Annotated in this window: 22 protein-coding genes; 13 read left to right on the top strand and 9 right to left on the bottom strand. The window is 58.5% G+C overall.

Translation table 11 applies throughout. The features are described 5' to 3' along the window. The first annotated feature begins 11 nt into the window (after positions 1-11). The 5 genes from AXF19_RS03175 (at position 12) to AXF19_RS03155 (ending at position 6,962) form a co-directional block, all read left to right on the top strand. Positions 12-2,186 (top strand): putative bifunctional diguanylate cyclase/phosphodiesterase, encoded by a 2,175-nt coding sequence (locus AXF19_RS03175; RefSeq protein WP_066844910.1) that lies wholly within the window; start codon positions 12-14, stop codon positions 2,184-2,186. 345 nt (positions 2,187-2,531) lie between these two features. Beyond that, on the top strand, positions 2,532-3,191 hold the full coding sequence (locus AXF19_RS03170) for a sigma-70 family RNA polymerase sigma factor (protein WP_066844907.1): 660 nt from the start codon (positions 2,532-2,534) through the stop codon (positions 3,189-3,191). 102 nt (positions 3,192-3,293) lie between these two features. Continuing rightward, on the top strand, positions 3,294-3,518 hold the full coding sequence (locus AXF19_RS03165) for a type II toxin-antitoxin system RelB/DinJ family antitoxin (protein ID WP_066844904.1): 225 nt from the start codon (positions 3,294-3,296) through the stop codon (positions 3,516-3,518). Between the two features lie 420 nt (positions 3,519-3,938). Then, the gene (locus tag AXF19_RS03160; protein ID WP_066844901.1) at positions 3,939-4,709 is read left to right on the top strand and encodes a class I SAM-dependent methyltransferase; all 771 of its coding nucleotides are present in this window, start codon (positions 3,939-3,941) and stop codon (positions 4,707-4,709) included. 57 nt (positions 4,710-4,766) lie between these two features. After that, on the top strand, positions 4,767-6,962 hold the full coding sequence (locus tag AXF19_RS03155; protein ID WP_237141677.1) for a TonB-dependent receptor domain-containing protein: 2,196 nt from the start codon (positions 4,767-4,769) through the stop codon (positions 6,960-6,962). A 223-nt stretch (positions 6,963-7,185) separates the two neighbouring features. On the opposite strand, the gene AXF19_RS03150 is transcribed toward AXF19_RS03155, so the two are convergent. Beyond that, positions 7,186-9,162, bottom strand: a complete 1,977-nt coding sequence (locus AXF19_RS03150) for a methyl-accepting chemotaxis protein (protein WP_066844898.1) — start codon at positions 9,160-9,162, stop codon at positions 7,186-7,188. 169 nt (positions 9,163-9,331) lie between these two features. Between AXF19_RS03150 and AXF19_RS15035 the strand changes: the two genes are divergently transcribed. The 5 genes from AXF19_RS15035 to AXF19_RS03130 all read left to right on the top strand — a co-directional run bounded on the left by AXF19_RS15035 (position 9,332) and on the right by AXF19_RS03130 (position 12,482). Next, positions 9,332-9,523, top strand: coding sequence for a secretion protein HlyD (locus tag AXF19_RS15035; protein ID WP_084784751.1), 192 nt, complete (start codon positions 9,332-9,334; stop codon positions 9,521-9,523). A gap of 72 nt (positions 9,524-9,595) precedes the next feature. Beyond that, positions 9,596-9,856, top strand: coding sequence for a DUF997 family protein (locus AXF19_RS03145; protein WP_066844895.1), 261 nt, complete (start codon positions 9,596-9,598; stop codon positions 9,854-9,856). Then, a complete protein-coding gene (panF, locus tag AXF19_RS03140) occupies positions 9,853-11,304 on the top strand; it encodes a sodium/pantothenate symporter (RefSeq protein ID WP_066844892.1) in 1,452 nt (483 codons plus the stop codon). Before AXF19_RS03145 ends, panF begins: the two co-directional genes overlap by 4 nt. A 541-nt stretch (positions 11,305-11,845) precedes the next feature. Beyond that, entirely contained in the window at positions 11,846-12,142 is a 297-nt protein-coding gene (locus AXF19_RS03135; RefSeq protein ID WP_066844889.1) for a nucleotidyltransferase family protein, read from the top strand. Beyond that, the gene (locus tag AXF19_RS03130) at positions 12,132-12,482 is read left to right on the top strand and encodes a HepT-like ribonuclease domain-containing protein (RefSeq protein WP_066844886.1); all 351 of its coding nucleotides are present in this window, start codon (positions 12,132-12,134) and stop codon (positions 12,480-12,482) included. The genes AXF19_RS03135 and AXF19_RS03130 overlap by 11 nt, the downstream gene beginning before the upstream one ends. On the opposite strand, the gene AXF19_RS03125 is transcribed toward AXF19_RS03130, so the two are convergent. The 7 genes from AXF19_RS03125 to AXF19_RS03095 all read right to left on the bottom strand — a co-directional run bounded on the left by AXF19_RS03125 (position 12,449) and on the right by AXF19_RS03095 (position 18,257). Then, a complete protein-coding gene (locus tag AXF19_RS03125; RefSeq protein ID WP_066844883.1) occupies positions 12,449-13,789 on the bottom strand; it encodes a glutathionylspermidine synthase family protein in 1,341 nt (446 codons plus the stop codon). The genes AXF19_RS03130 and AXF19_RS03125 overlap by 34 nt on opposite strands. A 1-nt stretch (position 13,790) precedes the next feature. After that, positions 13,791-14,354: a hypothetical protein gene (locus AXF19_RS03120; RefSeq protein WP_066844879.1), complete on the bottom strand. Its 564-nt coding sequence runs from the start codon at positions 14,352-14,354 to the stop codon at positions 13,791-13,793. 112 nt (positions 14,355-14,466) lie between these two features. Next, positions 14,467-14,898, bottom strand: coding sequence for a DUF350 domain-containing protein (locus tag AXF19_RS03115; protein ID WP_066844876.1), 432 nt, complete (start codon positions 14,896-14,898; stop codon positions 14,467-14,469). 75 nt (positions 14,899-14,973) lie between these two features. After that, the gene (locus AXF19_RS03110; RefSeq protein WP_066844873.1) at positions 14,974-15,948 is read right to left on the bottom strand and encodes a DUF4178 domain-containing protein; all 975 of its coding nucleotides are present in this window, start codon (positions 15,946-15,948) and stop codon (positions 14,974-14,976) included. A gap of 213 nt (positions 15,949-16,161) precedes the next feature. Then, complete coding sequence (locus tag AXF19_RS03105) at positions 16,162-17,133, bottom strand: DUF4178 domain-containing protein (protein WP_066844870.1); 972 nt, start codon at positions 17,131-17,133, stop codon at positions 16,162-16,164. An 85-nt stretch (positions 17,134-17,218) separates the two neighbouring features. Then, positions 17,219-17,524, bottom strand: a complete 306-nt coding sequence (locus tag AXF19_RS03100; RefSeq protein WP_066844868.1) for an AzlD domain-containing protein — start codon at positions 17,522-17,524, stop codon at positions 17,219-17,221. After that, positions 17,517-18,257, bottom strand: coding sequence for an AzlC family ABC transporter permease (locus AXF19_RS03095; RefSeq protein ID WP_066844858.1), 741 nt, complete (start codon positions 18,255-18,257; stop codon positions 17,517-17,519). Before AXF19_RS03095 ends, AXF19_RS03100 begins: the two co-directional genes overlap by 8 nt. 306 nt (positions 18,258-18,563) lie before the next feature. On the opposite strand from AXF19_RS03095, the gene AXF19_RS03085 reads away from it, so the two are divergent. Both AXF19_RS03085 and AXF19_RS15025 read left to right on the top strand, forming a co-directional pair. Further along, on the top strand, positions 18,564-18,764 hold the full coding sequence (locus AXF19_RS03085) for a hypothetical protein (protein WP_066844851.1): 201 nt from the start codon (positions 18,564-18,566) through the stop codon (positions 18,762-18,764). A 123-nt stretch (positions 18,765-18,887) separates the two neighbouring features. Continuing rightward, positions 18,888-19,076, top strand: a complete 189-nt coding sequence (locus AXF19_RS15025; RefSeq protein ID WP_237141676.1) for a type II toxin-antitoxin system RelE/ParE family toxin — start codon at positions 18,888-18,890, stop codon at positions 19,074-19,076. A 52-nt stretch (positions 19,077-19,128) separates the two neighbouring features. On the opposite strand, the gene AXF19_RS03075 is transcribed toward AXF19_RS15025, so the two are convergent. Continuing rightward, complete coding sequence (locus AXF19_RS03075; protein WP_066844848.1) at positions 19,129-21,756, bottom strand: heavy metal translocating P-type ATPase; 2,628 nt, start codon at positions 21,754-21,756, stop codon at positions 19,129-19,131. 161 nt (positions 21,757-21,917) lie between these two features. Between AXF19_RS03075 and AXF19_RS03070 the strand changes: the two genes are divergently transcribed. Next, positions 21,918-22,352: a flavodoxin gene (locus AXF19_RS03070; protein WP_066844845.1), complete on the top strand. Its 435-nt coding sequence runs from the start codon at positions 21,918-21,920 to the stop codon at positions 22,350-22,352. The last annotated feature ends 304 nt before the right edge of the window (positions 22,353-22,656 follow it).

Below are 22,656 nucleotides of genomic sequence, written 5' to 3'. Positions count from 1 at the left end.
GAACTCAATGAATGGAAATGGGGGGGCTCATTTTGTTGGAACAGTACGGGGAACGCGACCTCTGTCAGGTCACAGGACTTCTCAACATGATGCAGTTTATGCGTCACGCATCTGTGCATTTGCAGGATGAGTTGGCGGAGCCGCTGACGTTCATGTATTTTGATATCGAGAATTTTAAGAGTTTTAACCAGCGCTACGGCTTCCAGCAGGGGAACCGTCTCCTGCGCTACGTGGCGGATCTGCTGCGCGAGACGTTCGAGGGCAACCTCGTTGCACGCTTTAACGACGATCATTTCGCAGTGGCGACGCAGAGTGAGAACCCCGGCGACTGCATCCAGTTCATTCACGAGCGGATTCATGTCTATGATCTGGGGCTGCCGATGGAGGTCAAGGCGGGGATCTACCACCCGCCGCAGGGGCTGACGGATGTCGCGCTCATCATGGATCGCGCGAAGATCGCCTGCAACAGCATCAAGAATACGTATGATCTGACATGGGCAGAGTTTAACCCTTCGATGGAGGAGGAGCTGAATTTCCGCAGTCACATCATCCGCTCGTTCCAAGAGGCGATGATCGAGGGCTATATCAGTGTCTACTATCAGCCCGAGATCCGAGCGATGACGGGGGAGATCTGCGGGTTCGAGGCGCTGGCGCGCTGGCGCGACCCCGTTCATGGGATGATCTCGCCGGGGGTATTCGTGCCCGTCCTTGAGGATGCCCATCTCTCGCCTCAGCTGGATCTCTACATCATCGAGCAGGTCTGCCAGGCGATCCAGCGGATGCGCCGCGAGATACCGGACTGGGAGCTCCTGCGCGTATCCGTGAATCTCTCGCGCACGGATTTCCGCCTGATGGATATGGTGCAGGCGGTCGAGGATGTCCGTCTGCGCTACGATGTGGCGCGCCAGCTCCTCAACATCGAGGTGACGGAGAGCGCGCAGGGCGAGGATGAAAAGTTCCTGCAAGGGGAGATTGCACGCTTCCGTGCGGCGGGCTACGAGGTCTGGATGGACGACTTCGGCAGCGGCTACTCCTCGCTGAACAATGTCAAGGACTATGTCTTTGATGTACTGAAAATCGATATGAATTTCCTGCGCTCGTTCGAGACGAATCCGAAGTCCGCGATTGTCATCCGCTCCATTGTCAACATGGCAAAGGAACTCGGGATGCACACGCTCGCGGAGGGGGTCGAGACACAGGAGCAGTATGAATTCCTGCGCGAGATCGGCTGCGAGAAGCTGCAGGGCTATCTCTTCAGTCCGCCGATGCCGCTGGACAAGGCGATCGCATACTGTCATGGACCTGAGGCGAAGGTGAAGGTGGAGCCGTTCCGCCTCGCCAGCTACTATACGGAGATCGGTGCAATCAATGTGCTCTCGAGCGAGGCGATTGAGCGTCGCGGGTCGCCCGAGATCGGGGATGCGCTCTCGCTTGCAATTCTCGAGGAAGAGGGCGGCGAGATCCGATATCTCTATCAGAGCCGTATGTTCAAGATGTTCCTGCACAGTATCGAGCTGGATGAGGCGAGCGTGCATACGCCGCACTACGAGCGGCGCAAGCGCCAGAATGAGCACATGATCGCGCGCATGATGGAGGAGGCGGATCGCACAGGGCGCGAGGTCTATACGGACTTTATCACGCGGAATTCGTTCAACTCCGTGCGGCTGCGGCTCGTAACGCGCGATGTGGATGATACGCGCGCAGTCTTCCTGATGGCGACGGTGAATATCTCACGCTTCAGCCCCGAGGCGGGGTCGATGCAGGAGGCACTGAACCAGATTGTCGCACTCTACGACCGTGTGGATCTCTTTGATCTCGGGTCGCGCAAGCTCATACAGCTCTATCGCGATGTCTATGAGCCGAACTATACACAGGAGTATGGGCACTTCGAGGAGATGGTTGCGCGGTATGCGGAGGAGAAGATTATCCCCGCAGAGCAGACGCTGTTCAAGAAGTTCTACAGTGAGAAGCATCTTCGCGCTGTCCTCGAGGATAAGGCGGCGCGCGAGGAGGTCGCTGTGCTGTTCCATAAGCAAATGCCGGATGGCGGGTGCATGCTGCGTCTGCATCATCTCTTGCCGTTCCGGCTCGGGCAGCGCGACTATGTGATCTCCTGTGTGCAGGCGATCAATGAGAACGTCATCAGTGCGGTGACGGCTGCGCTCGCGAGCATGGACGAAGATTGAGTGGGGAGCCTGATCGGAACGCGTCCGATTAAGGAAGCACTGATAAATTCAGCACCGCCATCTTAGCGCATCTTTTTTGCCCGCACTTCGTCGGCAAATCCTCCACAGAGCCCCACTCTGCGTCCGGTTTGCCTCCTAGTTCGGACGAAAAAATCTGCGCCAATCTGACGGACTTCATTTTATCAGCGATTCCTAGGGACATAGGAACGAGGCTGCTGCAAGAGGTTATGTGCCTCTGCGGCAGCCTCTATTTTTGTCCATCACGCTGATGCACTTTTTGCATCGTATGTTTCTTTTTGCTATACTTTTTTCTGACAAAATATTTGTTTGAAGGAGGTATATCAAATGAAGGAACGAAATGACGTGAGGACGCCTGCAGTGCGGCAGGAGTGTGAGGCACACCGGCAGCATCCACAGCTGACAAAGGCGGAGGAGGACGTGCTGATCGCGCGGGCGGTGCGCGGGGAGGCGGGCGCGATGGCAGAGATGCACGCGCGCTATCGGGGGCTGATTGTCGCCGAGTCCCGTGCCTCGTATCTCAGGAATGCCGCGCTTGCGGCGGATGCGGAGAACATCGCCGTACTCGCCTTCATCGAGGCGCTGCATGACTACGATCCGAAGCATGGCGCACCGTTCGCGGGATTCGTGAAGGGGCGCGTGCATCACGCGCTCTATACGGAGTTCCGCCGCGAACGGCGGCTCTGGGATCGGACATCGCATCCCGAGCAGGCAGCAGACGGGCGGGATGCGTGGGAACGCTGCGGCGGGACGGAGAGTCCGACGGAGCGCGCAGATCTGCGGCTCCTCGTGCGCGGGCTGCTCAGAAATGTGATGCACCGCCTCACGGAGCGCGAGAAGGAGATCCTCTCCCTGCACTATTTCCGCGATCTGACGCTGCGGCGCATCGCTGTGCTCCTCGGCACATCGGCGAGCGCGGTGAGTAAGAGCAAGGCGAATCTCCTGCGCAAGCTGCGCGCGGGGATGCAAGCGCCTATGCCTGTTTGATTCGCATCCATCGCGCATGGGAGACGTTTCTCTTGCAACTGTGCCTAAAATGTGGTATTCTGGCTGTGATGGGGTAATGGATTTGTAAAGGAGATGTCCTACATGGCACAGACCAGCATTAGCATTCGCATGGACGCTGAACTCAAGAAGAATTTTGAGAACTTCTGCGGCGCGGTCGGCATGAATATGTCCACGGCAATCAATATGTTTGCCATCGCCTGCGTGCGCGAGCAGCGCGTCCCGTTCGAGATCTCGGCGCAGCGTGCGCTGCCGGGTGAGTCGCTCGATCTCTTTACGGATACGACGTGGAGCGACGGGGAAAGCTGAGAAGAGGGCTGCTCTCGGAGTGCCCCTATCGGCTCGTAAGCTCGCCACTTCTACGCGTTCCACGCACAGGCCCCGCCCTGACGGGGGAAGCTGATATGCCGTAATTCCGGCCTCCCCCTCCGCAGAGGGGGAGGGGGACCGCTTGCGGTGGAAGGGGCGCTTTGAACGGATTATGTTCTCTTACGATAGCACAGCAAAAGGGACTGCTGCACGAGTCAAAACGACTTTGTGCAACAGTCCCTTTTTTATGAGAAGGGCGCCTTTGCGGGCGCTTTTTTTGCGGTTTTTTTCGTCGTGTAACTTTTGCAACAGAATCGCGAAGTATTCTCATCTATAATGAACGCATCGATGATAGATGTTTTCAATGAGGAGTCGCTGAATTTATCAGTGCATCCTCAAATGTAGATGGGAGCGATACCAATGGCTGAAGAAAAGAAGAACGAGCCGGGGCATGAGTTCCTTGCGCGTCTGGGCAAGACACGACTGCGTCCGGGCGGACGCGAGGCGACGGAGTGGCTGCTCGGCCACGTTGACTTTACGGCAGATACGCGCGTGCTTGAGGTCGCGTGCAACATGGGCACGACGATGGTTGCCCTCGCGGAGGCGCACGGCTGCCGCATCACGGGGCTGGACATGAACCCGAAGGCACTGGAGAAGGCGCGTGCGAACATCGCGGCGCACGGGCTGAACGATGTGATCGACGTACTGGAGGGGAATGCAATGGCGCTGCCCTTCCCCGACGCGACGTTCGATGTCGTCATCAACGAGGCGATGCTGACGATGCTGCCACGTGAGAACAAGGCGAAGGCGGTTGCCGAATACTTCCGTGTGCTGAAGCCGGGCGGCGTGCTCCTCACGCACGATGTCGCGCTACGCACAACGGATGAGGCGGAAGCGGCGGAGCTGCGTGCGGGCATCTCCCGCGCGATCAATGTGAACGTCGATCCGCTCCCGCATGCACTCTGGGAGAAGCTGCTGCGCGACGCGGGCTTTGCCATCGAGATACAGACAGGCGATATGACGCTGCTCGACCCTGCGGGGCTCGTGCGCGACGAGGGATTCGACGGCGCGATGAAGATCATTCGCAACGGGCTGCGGACGGAGAATGTCGACCGCTTCCGCAAGATGTTCAACTTCTTCTTTGACCACAACAAGGAGTTCTCGTACATCGCCGTCGTCAGCAAAAAATAGGTGGATCAGGAGAGCGAACGAAGGCATCCATGTGTCGGACAGATGAGGAGGAATCGTATGCGAATGACAAAGCAGAGGGCTCTTGCGGCGGCGGTCGCGCTCACACTTTCGGGCACGGCACACGCCGTCTATGCAGAGGATACACAGGCGCAGAAAGAAGGCTATGAGACAGCTCCCGTTGTGGTGACGGCATCGGGCTTTGAGGAGGATGTGCGCTTTGCGCCCGCGAGTATCTCGGTCATCAAGGCGGATGAGATCGCGCAGCGCGGCTATACAGATCTCCGTCAGGTGCTTGATATGGTGGAGGGGGTCGACACGTTCGGCGCGACGGGGCGGTTCGATACGCCCGCAGTCTCGATTCGCGGGATGGACGACGGCTATACGCTGCTCCTCGTGGATGGGGTGGCGCAGGTGGGGCCGGGCATCGCGGGCGGGATGATGCGCAGCTTCAACCAGCTCGCGAATACGAGCCTGCCAACACCGAGCCAGATCGAGCGCATCGAGGTGGTGCGCGGCCCAATGTCGACGCTCTACGGCTCGGATGCGATGGGTGGTGTCATCAACATCATCACAAAGAAGGTGACGGACGAGTTCCACGGCTCTGTCTCCGTCGGCAGTATCCTTGAGACGACGGACAACAAGTCCAACACGATGAAATACAACTTCAACGTGGCGGGGCCCATTACGCGCGACAAGGTCGGGATGCAGATGCGCGGCAGCTATCTGAAACGCGGCCCGTCGGCATTCGGCGTGGATAAGGAAATGCGCGACTACGACAACTGGAATCTCGGGACGCGCGTGACCTACACACCCGCTGCAGGGCACAGCTACTATCTCGACATCGACCGCGGGCAGAACATGCGCGACGGTGATTTTGCCCAGCTGGGGAGAATGCCGGCACCCATTCCAAATGCGTTTGTGCGGACGAATCTGCGCGGCGATGTGGCGCAGCGCTTTGACCGTACGAAGGTCGTGCTCGGCGCGGAGAACAAGGTCGGCAAGGAGGGGACGTGGACGAATACCCTGTCCTTCCTGCGCAACGAGATGCACCTCGATGCGGATATGACGGGGACGGCAAAGCCGAGTATCCTGCCGCTGCGCATTCCGATCCGCTCACAGATCCGCAACAACGTGAAGAATGACTTTGTGACGTTCGATACGAAGTATGTCACACCGCTTGGCGACGATCACACACTAGCGGTGGGGGCACGCTGGCAGCGCGAGGGGGTGGACTACCATCTGAAGCGGACGATTGCGCCGACGGGCTGGGCTCCGCCGCCGTTTGTCAATATGATGCGTCAGCGCAGCTCGAACGACAACGGCAGTCTCTCGCGTTCGAGCTGGGCGCTCTACGGCGAGGATACGTGGGCGCTCACGAAGAAGCTCGTCTTTACCTACGGCCTGCGCTACGACCATCCCGAGGACTACGACGACAATCTCAGCCCGCGCGGCTACCTCATCTATATGCCGAACCGCAACTTCACGGTGAAGGGCGGCGTTGCAACGGGCTACAAGGCACCGACGATGCTCCAGTCCGCGCCCGTGGACATCCACCTCAATATCACGGGCGAGATCTATCGCGGCAATACGGGGCTGAAGCCGGAGAAGTCGACGACGGAGGAAATCGGGTTCTACTACCACAACGAGCACGATACGGATGCACACGTGACGTTCTTCCACACGGATTTCCAGAACAAGATCGACCTCAGTGATGCGGTGAATGTTGCGGGCATCGGTGCCGTCCGTACCTATGAGAATGTCGGCAAGGCACGCATCCACGGCATAGAGGTCGGAACGAAGTTCGCGATCGCGCCAAAGGTGTCGGCGGGGCTGAACTGGACGCTGCTCACCAGTCAGATAAAGAGCGGCAAGAATATCGGTCAGCCGCTGCGCTCCACACCGAAGCAGGCGGTCAACCTGAGACTCGACTGGATGCCGACAGAGGCGACAGATGTGTGGATGATGGCGCAGTACCGCAGTGGGATGTACCGCTCGAAGCAGGTGACGGGGCTCTCCTCGACCTATCACCCGTTCACAATTCTCAATATGGGCGTGACACACAAGCTGCGTGACGGGCTCTCCGTACAGTTTGCCGTCAATAATCTGCTGAACCGCAACTTTGATCAGACATCGATGGCGGCAGACGGCATGAAGTACGGCGACTACTATGACGAGATCGACGCAGACGGCATCGCAGGCGGTTCCTATATGTCGCGCCGCAGCTATTGGCTCGGGCTGACGTATGATTTCTAAATAACATTCTGCATGGAAAACGAGAACGGAAAAAAGCACCTCTTGGAAAAATCCGAGCGGTGCTTTTTCTTTAGAAGATAAATAACAATAAATAGGAATAAATAACTATAAAATAGCAAAAAATTGAGATGAATCATAAAATGTGCCGATGGAGCGTCCAATTCGTGCAAAAAAACCGCCCTGTAGACCGAAGTCCACAGGGCGGTTCGTATGTCTATGTAATTTAGAGTTTGAACTTGTTCGTTGTATTCTGGAGATCGGTTGCGAGGGTTGCAAGCGACTGGGATGCAGAGGCGATCTCTTCGCTCGATGCAGATTGGGACTGCGACGAGGAGGAGATGTTCTGCATGTTCTCCGCCGTTTTCTCTGTAATCTCGCCCACTGTGGTGGCGGACTGGATAATCCGCTCCGTCCCTTCTGTGACGGTCTGCATGGATTTACTGATGTCCGCAATCTGCCCCTTCATCTCGTCGACCATGCGCATGATGTCCTCGAACTGCGAACCGACCTCGTGGATGGCGGATGTTCCCGCCTGCACCTCGTCTGTGCCGCTCTGCATGGCGGTGACGGCGCGCTCGGTGTCGTGCTGGACGCTTGTGATGCGCTCCTTGATCTGCTCCGCTGCCTCGCGGGACTGCTCGGCGAGCTTCCTGACCTCCTCGGCAACGACGGCAAAGCCGCGTCCCGTCTCACCCGCACGCGCTGCCTCGATGGCGGCGTTCAGGGCGAGGAGGTTGGTCTGCTCGGCGATGGCGGAGATGGTTTCGACGATCTCACCGATCTGCTTGGAGCTCTCGCCGAGTTTCTCGACGACCTCTGCCGAGCGCAGGACGCTCTGCTCGATGCTCGTCATCTTCTGCATGGCGTCGTTCATGAGGCTCTCGCCCTTCGCGGCGGCGTTTGCCGTACGGACGGAGCTGTCTGCGACGCGTGATGCCTTATCGCTGACGCTTGCAACGTCGTTGGAGACGATGCCGATGTTCTTCTTCGCGTCTGCGATGCTCTCGAGCTGACGATCCGTGCCGTCGGCGACATTTGCGACGGTGCCCGCAATCTCGGTGGCGGACTCTGCCATCTGATGTGCGCCCGCCGTCAGCTGCTCGGAGGAGGCGGCGAGCTGTTCCGCCGTGCCCGCGACTTGGCGGATGACGTTTCGGATGTTCTTCATCATGGTGTTGAAGTTCGCCGCGAGCTGCCCCAGCTCATCCTGTGAGGTGACCGGCAGGTCGGGCCGGCTGAGGTCGCCCTTGGCGAGCGCGTCGACGTGGTGCATGAGGCGGTCGGTTGCGCCCGTGATGGTCGTAGCAAAGCGCAGGAGGGCAAAGATGATGCCCGCCACGAGCAGGATACCGATGAGGCTCAGCACGCTGTAAGTCGTCTTGAGACTTGCGAGCTGTGCAAAGGCGACGCTCTCAGGTACGGCGACAGCGACAATCCAACCGGTGGAAGCGGCGGTCGCATACGCAATGATCTGCTGCTCGCCGTCCTTTTCCATCGCAAAGTAGCCGTTTTTCTTTTGCTGCATCTCGGGCAGACGCTCTTTGAGCACGGGATTTTCGGTCGCATTGTGCATGGTCAGGCCTTCGGTGGAGCCGATGATGAGCCCGTCCTGCTCGACGATGATGCCGTTGCCCGCGCCGTGGAATTTCAGAGCGTTGACACGCTCGTCGAGGGCATCAAGAGAGACATCGGAGATGACGACACCGCGAAATTTGCCGTCTGCTCCGTTGTACGGAACGGCGACGGAGACGACCATCTTCTTGGAGATGGCATCCTGATAGGCAGAGGTGACGATGGTTTTGCCCGCCGCCTTTGCATCCGTGTACCACGGACGATCCAGCGGGTTGAACTTGCCCGTGAGGTTGCCGTCCGAGTAGCTGATAAAACGCGCGTCCTCCGCACCGTATGCGAGGTCGATCACGTCCTTGTCTCCTGCAGCGAGACTCATGATGGCGGGAGACATCTCGACCGGATTGCCGTCCAGTGCACCGACGAGGTTTGCTGCGCTGTCCACACGCTGAATCTTGCGCGACATCCATCCGTCCAACTTCTCCGCTTCGACGGTGAGCGCAGCGTTAATCTCCCCCGATACACTCTCCTCAAGTGCTGTCTGCGCCTGATGGTAGCCGATGCCGCAGATCGCCACGACGAGCAGTGCCATAAGTACGCCCATCAGCAACAACTTTTGTTTAATTCCCAAAATACAGCCCCTTTCCGTTCTGCATAAATGTTTGAAACTCTGATTCATGATATATGATTTTATAGTTTAAATCAAGGCTTTCTCATCTTGTTTTGCAGAAAAAACAGGAAAATTGACCTATATTCTCTGAATAACAGTCCCAAGCAGAATTTATGGAATCGCTGATAAAATGAAGTCCGTCGGATTAGTGCAGATTTTTTGTCCTGTCAAGGAGACAAACCGGACGCATAGCAAGGGCTATGTGGAGGATTTGTCGACACAGACAGGGCGAAAAAGATGTGCTAAGACGGCGCGGCTGAATTTATCAGTGCTTCCTTATCAGTGCTTCCATAAGATTGCATCGTGTAGAAAGATATGGTAGGATAGGCGGAGTTCGTATAACGCTGCGGAGAGCCTTGTGCCTCCGACGGCAAAACTGTATAGGAGGTTCATCATGCAGGATGAAAAGAAGGCGGCGGACGCCATCGCACGTGAGGCGAGGCGTACCGCTGCGGCAGGCGTGCTCTTTGCCGTGCTCTGGACGGCACTCGGCTTCGGGCTTGCGGATGTGGATGTGACGATTGCGGGCTTCCCGCTCTGGGCGGTCACATCGACGGTCGGCGTGCTCGTTGTGGGCGCGGTCATTGCCGTGTATCTGGCATATGCGGCAGAGGATATGTCCCTCGATGAGCGCGGAGAGGGGGCATCGCGATGAACGGCAATCTCATGGTACTGCTGCCGCTCCTCGGCTTTATGGCGGCAATGCTTGCGCTCGGGTTCTATGTGCGGCGTGCCGGCTCTGCGGGCGGTTTCCTCTCGAACTATTTCGTCGGCGGGCAGACGCTCGGCGCGTTCGTGCTTGCAATGACGATGGTCGCGACGTACAGCTCCGTCAGCTCCTTTGTCGGCGGTCCCGGGATGGCGTACGAGATCGGCTTCGGCTGGATCTACATGGCGGTCATTCAGACGATGACAATCTTCCTCGTGCTCGGCATCTTCGGCAAGAAGGTCGCGCGTCTGGCGCGGCGCATCCACGCTGTCACCATTGTCGATATCATCCGTCACCGCTATCAGTCGGACGCGCTCGCGGCGATTGCCGCGCTTGTGATTGTCGTCTTCTTTGCCGCCTCGATGGTCGCGCAGTTCGTCGGCGGGGCGCAGCTCTTTGCCGCCGTTACGGGCTATAGCTACGAGCTGGGGCTGGTGCTGTTCGGCATCGTCGTTGTTATCTATACATCGATCGGCGGATTCCGTGCCGTTGCATTGACAGATACCTGCTGTGCAATCGTGATGATGCTCGGCATCGTCCTGCTCTTCTACTATGTGCTCGATGCGGGCGGCGGACTCGCGGCGATTCTCGCGAATCTGCGCTCTGCACATCCAGAGATGCTGACGCCGACAGCGGCGGGGCGCATGCCGATCTCCCTCTACATCTCGCAGTGGCTGCTCGTGGGTGCGCTCACGATTGCACTGCCGCAGTCGGTTGTGCGCGGCATCAGCTATCGGAGCAGCCGCGATATGCACCGCGCGATGATCATCGGCACGGTCGTCATCGCCTTTATGAACATTGCGGTGAATCTCGTCGGCGTCCTCGGGCGCGGGGTGCTCGGTGTCGATGCAAAGGCACTCGGTGGTGTGGACAGTGTCATCCCACAGCTCATGGCACAGGTCATGCCCCCCGAACTCCTCGGATTTGCGATCATCGGCCCCTTGGCAGCGTCGATCTCAACCATCTCGGGCGTCCTCATCGTCGCCTCGTCGGCGGTGGTGAAGGACGTCTACCTCCACCATATGCAGAAGCGGAAGAAATCCGTCTCGGAGCAGACGCTGCGCCGCCTCTCAATGGGCATCACCGCCGTGCTCGGCATCATCGTGTTTCTCCTCGCCGTTGCGCCGCCGTCGCTGATCTGGCTCATCAATATGTTCGCGTTCGGCGGACTCGAGACGGCGTTCTTCTGGGTGCTCGTCTTTGGGCTCTTTACGAAGTGGGCGCGGCGGACGGGCGCGCTCGCGGCGATGGCGGGCGGCACCGTGGTCTACTGCGCGGCGATGGCGGCAGGCTTCAAACCGTTCGGACTGCACCCGATTGCTGTCGGCATCACCGTCTCTCTTCTCTTCTTCCTCGTGGGGAGTTACTGGGAGCGCAGCAGAGAGCGGGCTTGACAAGATTTGGTCGTAACGATATAAAAAGACACAAAAAGAGTGACTGACGAGTAGGAACGTCGGTCTCTCCCTATAATCTTTGTTGCTTGAAGAAAGAGCCTTCGTTACCTTGCGGTAGGTTCTTTTTTCTTGTCTATTTTACAAGCAAGAATATGATGTTGACCGCGAGCGTTGCCGCCGCAAGGGAATCGCTGATAAAATGAAGTCCGTCAGATTGGTGCAGATTTTTTGTCCTGTCAAGGAGATAAACCGGACGCATAGCAAGTGCTATGTGGAGGATTTATCGACACAGAGAGGGCGAAAAAGATGCGCCAAGATGGCGCGGCTGAGTTTATCAGTGCTTCCCTCACACGAGCGAAAGTATTTCATACAGGCTCATGCACATCACCTCCCTTGCGGGAGAAAACCTACGATCGTCAGCCACATATTCAGTATAGCACAAAGTTTCTAAAGACGGAATAGGCGCATTGCCTTTCCGTCTTTTTTCTTGCCGTTCTCCAGCGGGACTGCTACAATGAAAAGTATGGGAGGAGGCGAAGACATGATTTTTACACCAAATGAAATTAAGCAGAGGTTGCAGCCCATATTTATCAGTCATCAAATCCGGCAGGCGATTCTATTTGGTTCATATGGAAAGGGAAATGCCACGCAGAGCAGTGATGTGGATTTGCTCGTGGACAGTGACCTGCGTGGGCTGAGATTCGTGGGCTTCGTCGAGGAACTACGGGAGGCTCTGGACGATAAGGAGATGGACGTATTCGACATCACTCATGTCGAGCCGAAGTCACGTATTGCCGAGGAAATCAGACAGACGGGGATTGAGATTTATGCGCGATAGAGTCATCGTTGACAAAATGCTCAGATATACTGCTAAGATTTGTGCGTACTGCAAAGGGCTTTCCTATGATGATTTCCGCACCAATGATATGCTCATAGAAGCCTGTGTGTTCAATCTCAGTCAGATTGGAGAGCTCACCACCAAATTGGGGGATGCGGTCAAAGCGGAAAATCCTCAAGTAGCATGGGCGCAAATTTATGGTCTCAGAAACCGCATTGTTCATGACTACGAAGGAGTAAATCTACGTCTGATTTGGGAGATTGTTTCCGATGATATGCCGGACCTGCGGATAAAATTGACTGCCATTCAAAAGACATTTGTAGAGAATGAATCCGTGTAGCTGCTGTCCTCCCCCACGACAAGCGGCAGAAAGTACGCCTCCGTCCCCGCGATCTCAGCGGGGGAGAAGCGTGCGCCGACGGCAGAGGGCGTGTCAAAGAGCATGAAGCACGAGAGGGTCAGACAGCCGTCGATCGTGCCGGAGTCGACCGTGTGGACGAAGCGCGGCTGACGGACGAAGTCCTGATACATCGCCGCGCGGCTCGGGCGGCAGATGATCTCGTCCACGTTGTCGGGCTGCTTCTCATGCACGGTTTTCGCGTGGTCGCCCTGCTTTTCGACCAGACGGACGTTCTTCCCCTCGCGCCCCCAGATCTCCTTGCGGATGTATGTGCCGTCCATGAGCGCGGCAAAATCCTCCTCGAAATACGAAGGGACGAGATAGCGGCGGACAAGCGCACACTCCTCGGCGGTTAGGAACTGCTCCGTCCGTGCGAGTGCGTAGACGAGTGCCATAAAGGACTTGTTTTGCAGGAGAATCGCCTCGGGCGGATTCATCAATGCAAATTTTCCTTCCTTATATAAATCCAGAAACAGTGCACCGAGCGGCTCTCCGTCCGGCGTGCGCTCATCAATCAATATCTCCATCGGATGCAGTCGATAGAGCGCGGATGTATATGCACTGTCCGCGAGAGGAATGCCTCGCTCGTCGATCTCCATCTCGTAGAACGAGAGGAAGCGGATGTCGCCGTGGGGCGCACCCTCCTGCATGAGCTGCATGAGGAAGCGCGTATTCGCCAGATCTTCGGGATAGTCGTCAAAGCAGCTGAATACGAACGGGCGCGGCGGGAGCGTGCCCTTCGTTAGGTCGGCAACGGGCGCGGCAAGATGCGCGTGAATCTGCGTGAGAAAATCCCGCAGCTGCGTGCGTGCGCCCGCATTCGGATCGCGTCGACCGAAATACTCTGCCGCGACGCCGTTCGCATAGAAGGACTCCACGATAAAACAGGGCGTATCCGCATTGATCTCGACCATGCGGATACGCCCTTCCTCATCGAGTACGAAGTCAAAGCGCGAGAGCCATGTCGACAGGCGGAAGGCGTTCGGGATGCGCAGATAGGGGAGCATCTCGCGCGGCAGATCCATTGCGCGCGCGAAGTCGTCAGGTGCGTTCTGCAAGACCTCTGCCGCCTTGCAGAAGATGTGAAAGAGCCCCGCCGATGCCGTCCGCAGTTCATCATAGAATCTCTGCGGAAACTCCTGCACGGTATGTGTTGGATAGCGGTCGGCATAGTCGCCGTATTGAATATAGGTGAAGATGGTCGGGTCAAGTGCGTCAATGTAGGTCTCTTTCTGTGTGCTGTTCACGTTACGAACCTCCCGAGGAGCGGAGCCCTGCCTGTCCGAAGCCGGATCGCCGGCTGACCTCGCCCGCCCTTTCGCTTTTCTTTTCGTTGTAGCTGCGCCCCGCATAGCTGTGATTGACCCCATGTCCATGCGTGCCTGTGCCGGATGCGGTATATTTCTTGGGCAGCGGCGCAAGCGGCGCGTTTGCGCGGTAGGTCATCTGCGCGAGATCCATCGTGCCGCCCGCATAGGAAAATCCGTGGAAGGCGAAGTAGTTCGGTGCGAGGGGGGCGAGGAGGCTCGCCGTACCGAACAGCCAGACGAGGTCGCCCGCGCCGTCGTGGCGAAAGGTGACGGCAGTGCTGTCGTCATAGAGTGCGGTCTCCGTGCCGTCGCCGTTGTTGAGAAGGGTGTAGCGGCGGTCATAGGCATCCGCAAGGCGCGCCTCGCCCGCATTCCACTCGGGATGCACGACATCGGCGATGGAAAAAGCGATGTCATGGCGATAGAAATACGCTGCGCCGAGTGCGCCGACGGAGGCAAATGCGGCGGCGAGAATGGCGGCTTTGCGCCCTACGTTTTCCATGCAGAACCTCCTCTACGTTGCTTCTCCTGTCATCGTTCAAAGCGCCCCTTCCACCGCAAGCGGTCCCCCTCCCCCGTGATGCACGGGGGAGGCTTTTTCGTGGGCATGCTCATCAATGCACCGCGCCGCTGATGACGAGCGACAGCCCGACAAAGATCCCAAACACGAAGATGCCCGCCGCCGTATTGCCGCGTTGAATCTCCGCGGCAAGCTCATATTTGCGGTGCCACGCGTTGATAATGAAAAAGCCGACAATGAAGCAGAGGATGCCGACGGCGGCATAGACGGCACTTGCGACAACCCCCTGCATAAAGTCCGCCGTCAACGCCTCGTATGTGGGAGACATGATGACAGCACGCAGGATCTCACCGATGCCGATGAACGAGCCCGCCGACAGCCACGCGACCGCACGGTTGCCGCGCCGAATCTCCTCGGCGAAATCGCCGGGGATGAAGAGGTCGATCACGATGTTGGATACAACCATGAGCAGGATGCCGAATGCGGCGTAGAATACGGTAAGCATCAGGGTGGACAGATCGATCATGTGGGTTCTCCTTTATGCAGCTGTGTTTCGCGTGCGATACACCTCAAAGAAAAAATGTCGGCAAAGCACCTCTTGTTACGGCGTTTCTGTTACCACCTCCGCCCGTCCGCGTGTATCGCCCGTGCGAACGAGCACGGCGTAGCGGAGGAGGGTATGACTGCGCTGAAGCCGGTCGGCGTCAGGTGCGCGGTCGGGGCTTGTCTGCGTCACGACAATGTGCGCTGTGCCATCCGCCGCGCTCGTAATGCGTGCGGTCTCCTCCCGCGTGCGAATGATGATCGGATGCTCCGCATCACCGAGCATTTCGTACGCATCCTCCACCCTGCCGTCCACGCCCTCGATGAGATCGAGAGCGGCAATGCCTGCATCGACCTGCGCCGTGTAAACCGGAGTGCCGTCCTCCTCCTGCTGCTCCGTGTGGTAGGGGGCATCACTGAGGCGTTCGTGCATGACATAGGGGAGATTCACGAAATCGCGGAACGCGTGCCAGTAGTCCCGCGTGTCGAAGTCGGGAGCGACGGATAGGAGCAGGATGATGCAGGCTCCGGCAAGACCTGCAACCGGCTCGATGAGGGAGTTGCGCAGCCTCGATCGCCGATACATCGCCCGTGCCTTCTGCCGCTTACTCGTATCCGTGTCCGTGTCCGCGATGATTGTGGAAGCGGAGATCTTTCCTCCCTGCGAACTGCTGCGACTGCCGTTCCAATACTCGACAAAGAAGGTGTTCCTGCCGTCTGCGCTCTCGTATTGCTCATACCTCGTCTCATCGCCGACCGCCGCATCCGTATCGCCCCAGACCCCTGTTACAACCTCCGTGCCGCTGTCATGGAGACGGTAGCCCTTCGGCACATTGTTTCGCGCAGAGGAGGAGATGATGCATGAGAGTCCATCGTCTGTGATGCTCAGCCAGATGTGTGCATTGGTGTCATTCGTGATAAGCTTATACTCTGTCCATACATCATCCGATGTTTTCTCCTTGTATCGGATCTTTCCCACAATGGTACATGGTTTCGTTCCGATTTTGATGCCGGTCCAACAGTCAAAATCCACAGCATCACCTCCTAGCGGAAATGGGAATCGCTGATAAAATAGACTCTCAGATTGGTGCAGATTTTTTGTCCTGTCAAGGAGACAAACCGGACGCATAGCAAGGGCTATGTGGAGGATTTGTCGACGATGAGAGGGCGAAAAAGATACGCCAAGATGGCAGTGCTGAATTTATCAGTGCTTCCCTTAATGTGCGGTCAAGTGGTGGTGCGCGGACTACTGCACCACCATCGCCCGTCCGTGCGTGTCGCCCGTACGGACGCGTTCGGCGTAGCGGACGAGCGTATGATTTCGTTGGAACTGGTCGGCGGCGGGGGCGCGGTCGGGGCTTGCTCCCGTCACAACGATGTACGCCGTGCCGTCCGCCGCGCTCGTAATGTGTGCAATCTCCTGCTGTGTACGAATCACAATCGGATGCTCCGCATCGCCGAGATCCTCGTACGCGTCCTTCACCCTGCCGTCCATGCCCTCGATGAGATCCAGAGCGGCGATGCCTGCATCGACCTGCGCCGTGTAAACCCTTGCGCCGTCCTCCTCGCGCTGTTCCGTGTAGTAGGGCGCATCGCTGAGGCGTTCGTGCATGGCATAGGGGAGATTCACGAAATCGCGAATTGCATGCCAGTCCCATGTGCTGAAACCGTCGTTCCCGAGGAGACCGACGAGAAGGAACGTGACCGCCCCGTAGATACACGCGCCGATCATGACAAGCCTGATGCCGTGGAGCGTCTTTGCCCGCTTCGCTCGCGTCATTGCCCGCAGGCGATCGGCGGGCGGCGGTGCTTCGGGGGCAATATCGGCGGCGGCGATTTTCCGTCCCATCGAGGCACTTTTCTTCCCGCTCCAGTTTTCGATAAAGAACGTGAACTTCCCGTCCGCTGTTTCGTACTGCTCGTATGTCGCCTCGTCGCCGACTGCCGCATCCGTATCGCCCCAGACAGCGGTGACCACCTCCGTTCCCCTGTCGCGGAGGCGGTAGCCCCTCGGAATCTTTTTCCCCACAGGAGCGGAAAGACTGCACGAAAGCCCGTTGTCTGCAATGCTCAGCCATGTGCGGTCGTTGCTTTCACGTGTAACAAGACCGTACTCCGTCCATACATCGTCCGATGTTTTCTCCTTGTAGCGGATCTTCTCGGCGATGATGTAGGACTTCCCCTCGATCGTTACTCCCATCCAACAGCGGAACTCCATGCACGCACCTCCTTTTATGGGGTCAGTATATACGTGTTGTTTTACAAAAAGATAAGGGCGCACAAAAATGTGCGTCCGACATCATTTACAACAGAAAAAACTCCACGATCAGCACCATGATGGACGCGCCCGCCGCGCAGCGAAAGAGGCTTGCACCGTTCCACGCGAGGAAGAGGGCAAAGACGAATGCCGCCGCGCCCGCGACGGGGGTGCGCGTCGCCTCGACAATCGCGGGGAAGGTCATGACGGCGAGCGTCACATACGGGACGTAGAAGAGGAACGAGCGCACGAATACGTTCTTGATTGGGCGGCGCAGGAGGAGCGCGGGCGTGAGGCGGATTGCGATCGTCACGGCGCTCATGACCGCGATGTAGCTCCAGATGTCAGTCATGGTCGCCCTCCTGTTCCTCGTGAATGGGGAAGAGTGCCGCACCGACACCTGCGATGAGGAGTGTGAGGAGGATCGTGCGCGTGCCGCCCGAGAGTTCGCCCGTCACGGGCGCGTACGTCGCCGCGAGCGACAGAATGCAGCTCAGGAGTACCATGCCGCCGATGGGGCGGCTTTTCTTCGCGGCGGGCAGGATGACCCAGACGAACATCCCGTAGAGTGCGACCGAGAGCGCGGAGACAGCGGCTGCAGGCAGAATCCCGCCCGCAAGGATGCCCGCCGATGTGCCCGCCGACCACGCAGGGACGGAGATTGCCATTGCGCCGTAGTTGTAGTACGGGTTCAGCGCACCGCCGCGCGCGACCGTGATGCCGAAGATCTCATCCGTCACGCCGAAGCTGACGGCAAGGCGATGACCGAGCGACGTATTGGGTGAGAATCGCTGCGTCAGTGCCGCCGCCATGAGGAAGTAACGCGCATTTGCGACGAGCGTCAGCACGGCGATCTCGACATAGGGCGCCTGCGCCGCAATCACCGTAAAGCCCGCATACTCGCCCGCAGAGGCGATGTTCACCGCGCTCGTCACAAAGCCCTGCCACGGGGTCAGCCCCGCCGTCTTTGCGAGAATCCCGAGCGTGAACGCTACCACGAAATAGCCGAGCGCAATCGGCACGCCGTCGTGCACACCCTCCATAAATACCGTGCGCCGACCTGCGCCGAGTTTTTCCTCCATCATCGTCACCTCACAGATTGATTTCCCTATTGTAGGATAAATCTGTTATTTTGTAAATCGGATGTGTGAGGTATACTTTAGGAAGCACTGATAAAATGAAGTCCGTCAGATTGGCGCAGATTTTTTCGTCCGAACTAGGAGGCAAACCGGACGCAGAGTGGTGCTCTGTGGAGGATTTGCCGACGAAGTGCGGGCAAAAAAGATGCGCTAAGATGGCGGTGCTGAATTTATCAGTGCTTCCGTTAGCCGGCTTGTCAGTGATGACCAAAACTGCTACAATGGAAACAGAAATGAAAGGATGGTGATGATATGTCAAACGCAGCCATTTCCTACGACATCATGGAATCTGCATGGCATACCGCGTCGCGCCCGCATCAGCCCGTCGCCATTGGTGGGCTGAGCAGGGCGGAGATCTCTGCCGAACTTGCAAAGGGGATGGACTCACTGCATAGCGGCGGAATGACGCCGGATGAGGTGGATGCGGCGCTCGCCTGGGATTTCGACAGATGAGCCGTTATCTCGTTCAGTATTCCCCTGCAGCATATGAGGACTTACGCGCGATTTATCACTACATTGCCGTAGAACTGATGGTGCCGGAGACGGAAAAAACAAACAGCGCGCATTCGCTCTGCAGTGCGTGCGCTCGATACACTGCCGTACAGATACGCGGCGGTTGACTGGGAGCCGTGGAACTCGGCAGGGATGCGCAAAGTCTCCGTCGACCATTATGTTATCTTCTACTGTGTGGATGAAAAGACGCAGACGGTCACGATTGTCCGTATCTTTTACGGAGGTCGGGATATCGAAGAAATTATAAAATAACAAAGGTCATGCAGGATGTTCTCCCGCATGACCTTTTTGCTTGCAGTTCGTCTCAGCCCATCTCATAGCCCGCGTCGTCGAGGACGGCGGCGAGCTCAGAGTCCGCGATGTCGCGGCTCGCGCTGAACTTCGCCGTGCCCGCATCGAGATCGACGACGACATCGGAGACGCCCTCTAGCCCCTCGAGTGCCTTCGTGACGTGCTTGACGCAGTGGGGGCAGGTCATGCCCTTGACGTTGATGGTCTTTTCCATAGTGATATCTTCCTTTCTGTCACTGGCGGCTCGTGCCGCATCTATTGTCTCCATCGCAGAGGCGATGGGCGTTACCTCGGGTTCGATCGCCGTGCGCTCCGCCACCGCCACGGGTTCGTGCGCGATGGCAAAGAAGCGCAGCCGCAGCGCGTTCAGTACGACGCAGACGCTCGACAGGCTCATCGCAGCAGCCCCGATCATGGGCGAGAGTTTCACGCCGAATGCCGGGTAGAGCACGCCTGCCGCGAGCGGAATGCCGATGACATTGTAGAAAAATGCCCAAAAGAGGTTCTGCTTGATGTTGGTCATGACACTGCGCGAGAGGCGGATGGCAGAGACGGCGTCGAGGAGGTCGCTGCGGACGAGCACGGCGTCCGCGCTCTCGATGGCGACGTCCGTGCCCGCGCCGATGGCGATGCCGAGATCCGCCTGCACGAGCGCGGGCGCGTCGTTCACGCCGTCGCCGATCATCGCGACCGTATGCCCCTCGGCTTGCAGACGCTCCACATGGGCGCGCTTGTCGGCGGGCAGGACGCCCGCGATGACGCGGTCGATGCCGAGCCGCGCGGCAATCACCTGTGCCGTGCGTTCATCGTCGCCCGTGAGCATGACGGGCGTGAGCCCCATCTCCTTCATCAGTGCAACTGCCGCCGCACTGGTCGGCTTCTCTGCATCGCGCACGCCGAGCAGTCCCACAATGCGCCCCGCGCGTACGAGGGCGAGCGCCGTCTCGCCGCGCCGTGCCATCTCATCGAGGGCCGCCGTGATTTCATCCGTCAGCGGCACATCGAGCTCTGCGAGCAGCGCGGCGTTGCCCGCCGCGCACGTATCGTCGCCGATGCGCGCGCGCACGCCCCGCCCGAATACCGCCTGAAAATCCGTTGCAGTGGGGACTGTGACAGTCTGCTGCTCCGCATAGCTGCGGATGGCGGCGGCAATCGGGTGCTCGCTGCCCGCCTCCAGCGCGGCGGCGAGTGCAATGAGTTCGTCGGCGGTGATGCCGACGGGGTGGATGCTCACGAGCTGCGGGCATCCCTCTGTGAGCGTGCCCGTCTTGTCCATCAGGACGGTATCAATATTGCCTGCCATCTCAAGCGCCTCGCCCGACTTGATGAGGATGCCGTGCGCTGCGCCGCGCCCCGTGCCGACCATGATCGCAACGGGGGTCGCAAGCCCGAGTGCGCAGGGGCAGGAGATGACGAGGATGGAGATGGTGATGGAAAATGCGAACTCGACGCTCGCGCCCATCAGCAGCCAGACGCCGCCCGCCGCGAGGGCGAGCACAATCACAACGGGGACGAAGACCGCGCTCACGCGGTCGGCAAGGCGCGCAATCGGCGCCTTTGACCCGCTCGCCTCATCGACAAGGCGGATGAGCTGACGGATCGTCGTATCCTCGCCGACGCGCGTCGCCGTGAAGCGGATCGTGCCCTCGACGTTCAGCGTCCCCGAGGTGACGGCATCGCCCTCCGCCTTTGCGATGGGCATGGATTCGCCCGTCACGGCGGACTCATCGACGCTCGTCGCGCCCTCCGTCACCTGCCCATCCACGGGGATGCGTGCGCCGGGACGGACAATGACTGTCTCGCCGAGCGCAATCGTATGGACAGGGACAGTCACCTCTGCGCCGTCACGCAGGACGGTCGCCTCGGCGGGCGCGAGCTGCATGAGCGCACGGAGTGCGCCCGTCGTCTGCCCCTTTGCACGCGCTTCGAGATACTTTCCGACTGTGATCAGGGTGACGATCATGCCCGCCGACTCGAAGTAGAGATTCGTGCTGTACTCCGCTGCGAGCGCGAGATCGCCGTGCCCCAGCCCCCAGCTCATGCGGAACATCGCGAACACGCCGAACAGCGCGGATGCCATCGAGCCGATCCCGACGAGCGTATCCATATTCGGCGCACCGTGCAGGAGATTGCGGAATCCATTGACATAGTATGGACGGTTCACATACATAATTGGCAGGACGAGGACGAACTGCGCGAGCGCGAACGTCAGCGCATTCTCCGCGCCCCAGAACACCGCCTTGAAGCCCGCCGCATAGGGCATGCCCCACATCGAGAGCATTGGGCTCATCGCAATATACATGGTCGGCAGGAGGAAGAAGATGGAGATGAGAAGGCGTGTGCGCATTGCGTGGATTGCCTGCTCCGCCGCATCCGTTCCCGCAGGTACCGTGCCTGCCGTTGGCGCGCTCTGCGCGGCGGCGAGCGCACCCTTCACGCTCGCGCCATACCCCGCGTCCTCGACCACGGCGATGATCGCGGCAGGACTTGTGACTGCTGCGTCATAGGCGAGTGTCATCGTATTCGTCAGGAGATTGACGGAGACCTCCGCCGTTCCCTCCATCTTCTTTACGGCGCGTTCCACCCGCGCTGAACACGCCGAGCAGGTCATGCCCGTCACGTTGAATGTTTCTTTTTGCATAGAGATCCTTTTCTATATATAGAAGATATTTTGTTACAGTATAACATTCCTGTCAAGAGATACTTGTAATGAGAAAAAATTTCAAAATGGATTGCATGAGAGCGTGAGAAATGTTATCATCGTAGTATCACTTGAATATAATCCCAAAGGAGAATTTTAACATGGCAAAGATTGCAGTTGTATTTTGGAGCGGCTCGGGCAATACGGAGACGATGGCGAACGCGGTCGTGGAAGGTGCAGAGCAGGGCGGCGCAGAGGTCGAGCTCATCCGCGTCGGCGACTTCTCCGCTGACCGTATTGCGGACTACGACGGTATCCTTATGGGCTGCCCCGCCTGTGGTACGGAGGAGCTCGACGAGGGCGAGTTCGAGCCGTTCTTTGCCGAGGCGGAGGGTAAGCTCTCGGGCGTGAAGGTCGGCATGTTTGGCTCGTATGGCTGGGGCGGCGGCGCGTTCATGGACACATGGACGGAGCGCGTGAATGCCGCAGGCGGCGCGATGGTCGCGGATGGCGTGACCTGCGAGCTCGAGCCGGATGACGACGCACTCGAGCGCTGCCGCGCACTCGGCGCAGCAATGGCAAAGGCGGTCGGCTGAAGGAGAAACGCATATAAAAGAGGGGTGCTCTGCGATAAAGTTTCGCAGAGCACCCCTCTTTGCGTTGTGCGCCTGGCGGCGCACGTTTCTAACCGATGAAAGATCGGAGTCTGCCCGGTAGCGGGAAAGACATAGCCAAAGACAAGGGTGTTCGTCGCGAGGCGAAATCTGAAGGAAGTCGGCGGCAAACCTCCGGCCTGACGAACAGGAACCGCATAGGAGGCTATCGTTGGGGATAAGGCCGCGATCCAGGTTGAAGTCCCAAAGCTACACGGAACCAACGGTGGTAAATGCGGCAGGTAGA

The sequence above is a fragment of the Selenomonas sp. oral taxon 126 genome (assembly GCF_001683335.1).
Taxonomy (GTDB): Bacteria; Bacillota; Negativicutes; order Selenomonadales; family Selenomonadaceae; genus Centipeda.
The sequence above is the reverse complement of the archived record's forward strand: the minus strand, read 5'-3'. Positions and strand labels throughout refer to the sequence as shown.

Bases quoted from the DNA above. Each gene is read 5' to 3' on its own strand.
- AXF19_RS03070 (WP_066844845.1), top strand. From the start codon at position 21,918: ATGGCAAAGATTGCAGTTGTATTTTGGAGCGGCTCGGGCAATACGGAG.
- AXF19_RS03155 (WP_237141677.1), top strand. From the start codon at position 4,767: ATGCGAATGACAAAGCAGAGGGCTCTTGCGGCGGCGGTCGCGCTCACA.
- AXF19_RS15035 (WP_084784751.1), top strand. From the start codon at position 9,332: ATGAAGTCCGTCGGATTAGTGCAGATTTTTTGTCCTGTCAAGGAGACA.
- AXF19_RS03075 (WP_066844848.1), bottom strand. From the start codon at position 21,756: ATGCAAAAAGAAACATTCAACGTGACGGGCATGACCTGCTCGGCGTGT.
- AXF19_RS03160 (WP_066844901.1), top strand. From the start codon at position 3,939: ATGGCTGAAGAAAAGAAGAACGAGCCGGGGCATGAGTTCCTTGCGCGT.
- AXF19_RS03095 (WP_066844858.1), bottom strand. From the start codon at position 18,257: ATGATGGAGGAAAAACTCGGCGCAGGTCGGCGCACGGTATTTATGGAG.
- AXF19_RS03105 (WP_066844870.1), bottom strand. From the start codon at position 17,133: ATGGAGTTCCGCTGTTGGATGGGAGTAACGATCGAGGGGAAGTCCTAC.
- AXF19_RS03085 (WP_066844851.1), top strand. From the start codon at position 18,564: ATGTCAAACGCAGCCATTTCCTACGACATCATGGAATCTGCATGGCAT.
- AXF19_RS03170 (WP_066844907.1), top strand. From the start codon at position 2,532: ATGAAGGAACGAAATGACGTGAGGACGCCTGCAGTGCGGCAGGAGTGT.
- AXF19_RS03120 (WP_066844879.1), bottom strand. From the start codon at position 14,354: ATGGAAAACGTAGGGCGCAAAGCCGCCATTCTCGCCGCCGCATTTGCC.
- AXF19_RS03175 (WP_066844910.1), top strand. From the start codon at position 12: ATGGAAATGGGGGGGCTCATTTTGTTGGAACAGTACGGGGAACGCGAC.
- AXF19_RS03115 (WP_066844876.1), bottom strand. From the start codon at position 14,898: ATGATCGATCTGTCCACCCTGATGCTTACCGTATTCTACGCCGCATTC.
- AXF19_RS03130 (WP_066844886.1), top strand. From the start codon at position 12,132: ATGCGCGATAGAGTCATCGTTGACAAAATGCTCAGATATACTGCTAAG.
- AXF19_RS03145 (WP_066844895.1), top strand. From the start codon at position 9,596: ATGCAGGATGAAAAGAAGGCGGCGGACGCCATCGCACGTGAGGCGAGG.
- AXF19_RS03100 (WP_066844868.1), bottom strand. From the start codon at position 17,524: ATGACTGACATCTGGAGCTACATCGCGGTCATGAGCGCCGTGACGATC.
- AXF19_RS03135 (WP_066844889.1), top strand. From the start codon at position 11,846: ATGATTTTTACACCAAATGAAATTAAGCAGAGGTTGCAGCCCATATTT.
- AXF19_RS03165 (WP_066844904.1), top strand. From the start codon at position 3,294: ATGGCACAGACCAGCATTAGCATTCGCATGGACGCTGAACTCAAGAAG.
- panF (WP_066844892.1), top strand. From the start codon at position 9,853: ATGAACGGCAATCTCATGGTACTGCTGCCGCTCCTCGGCTTTATGGCG.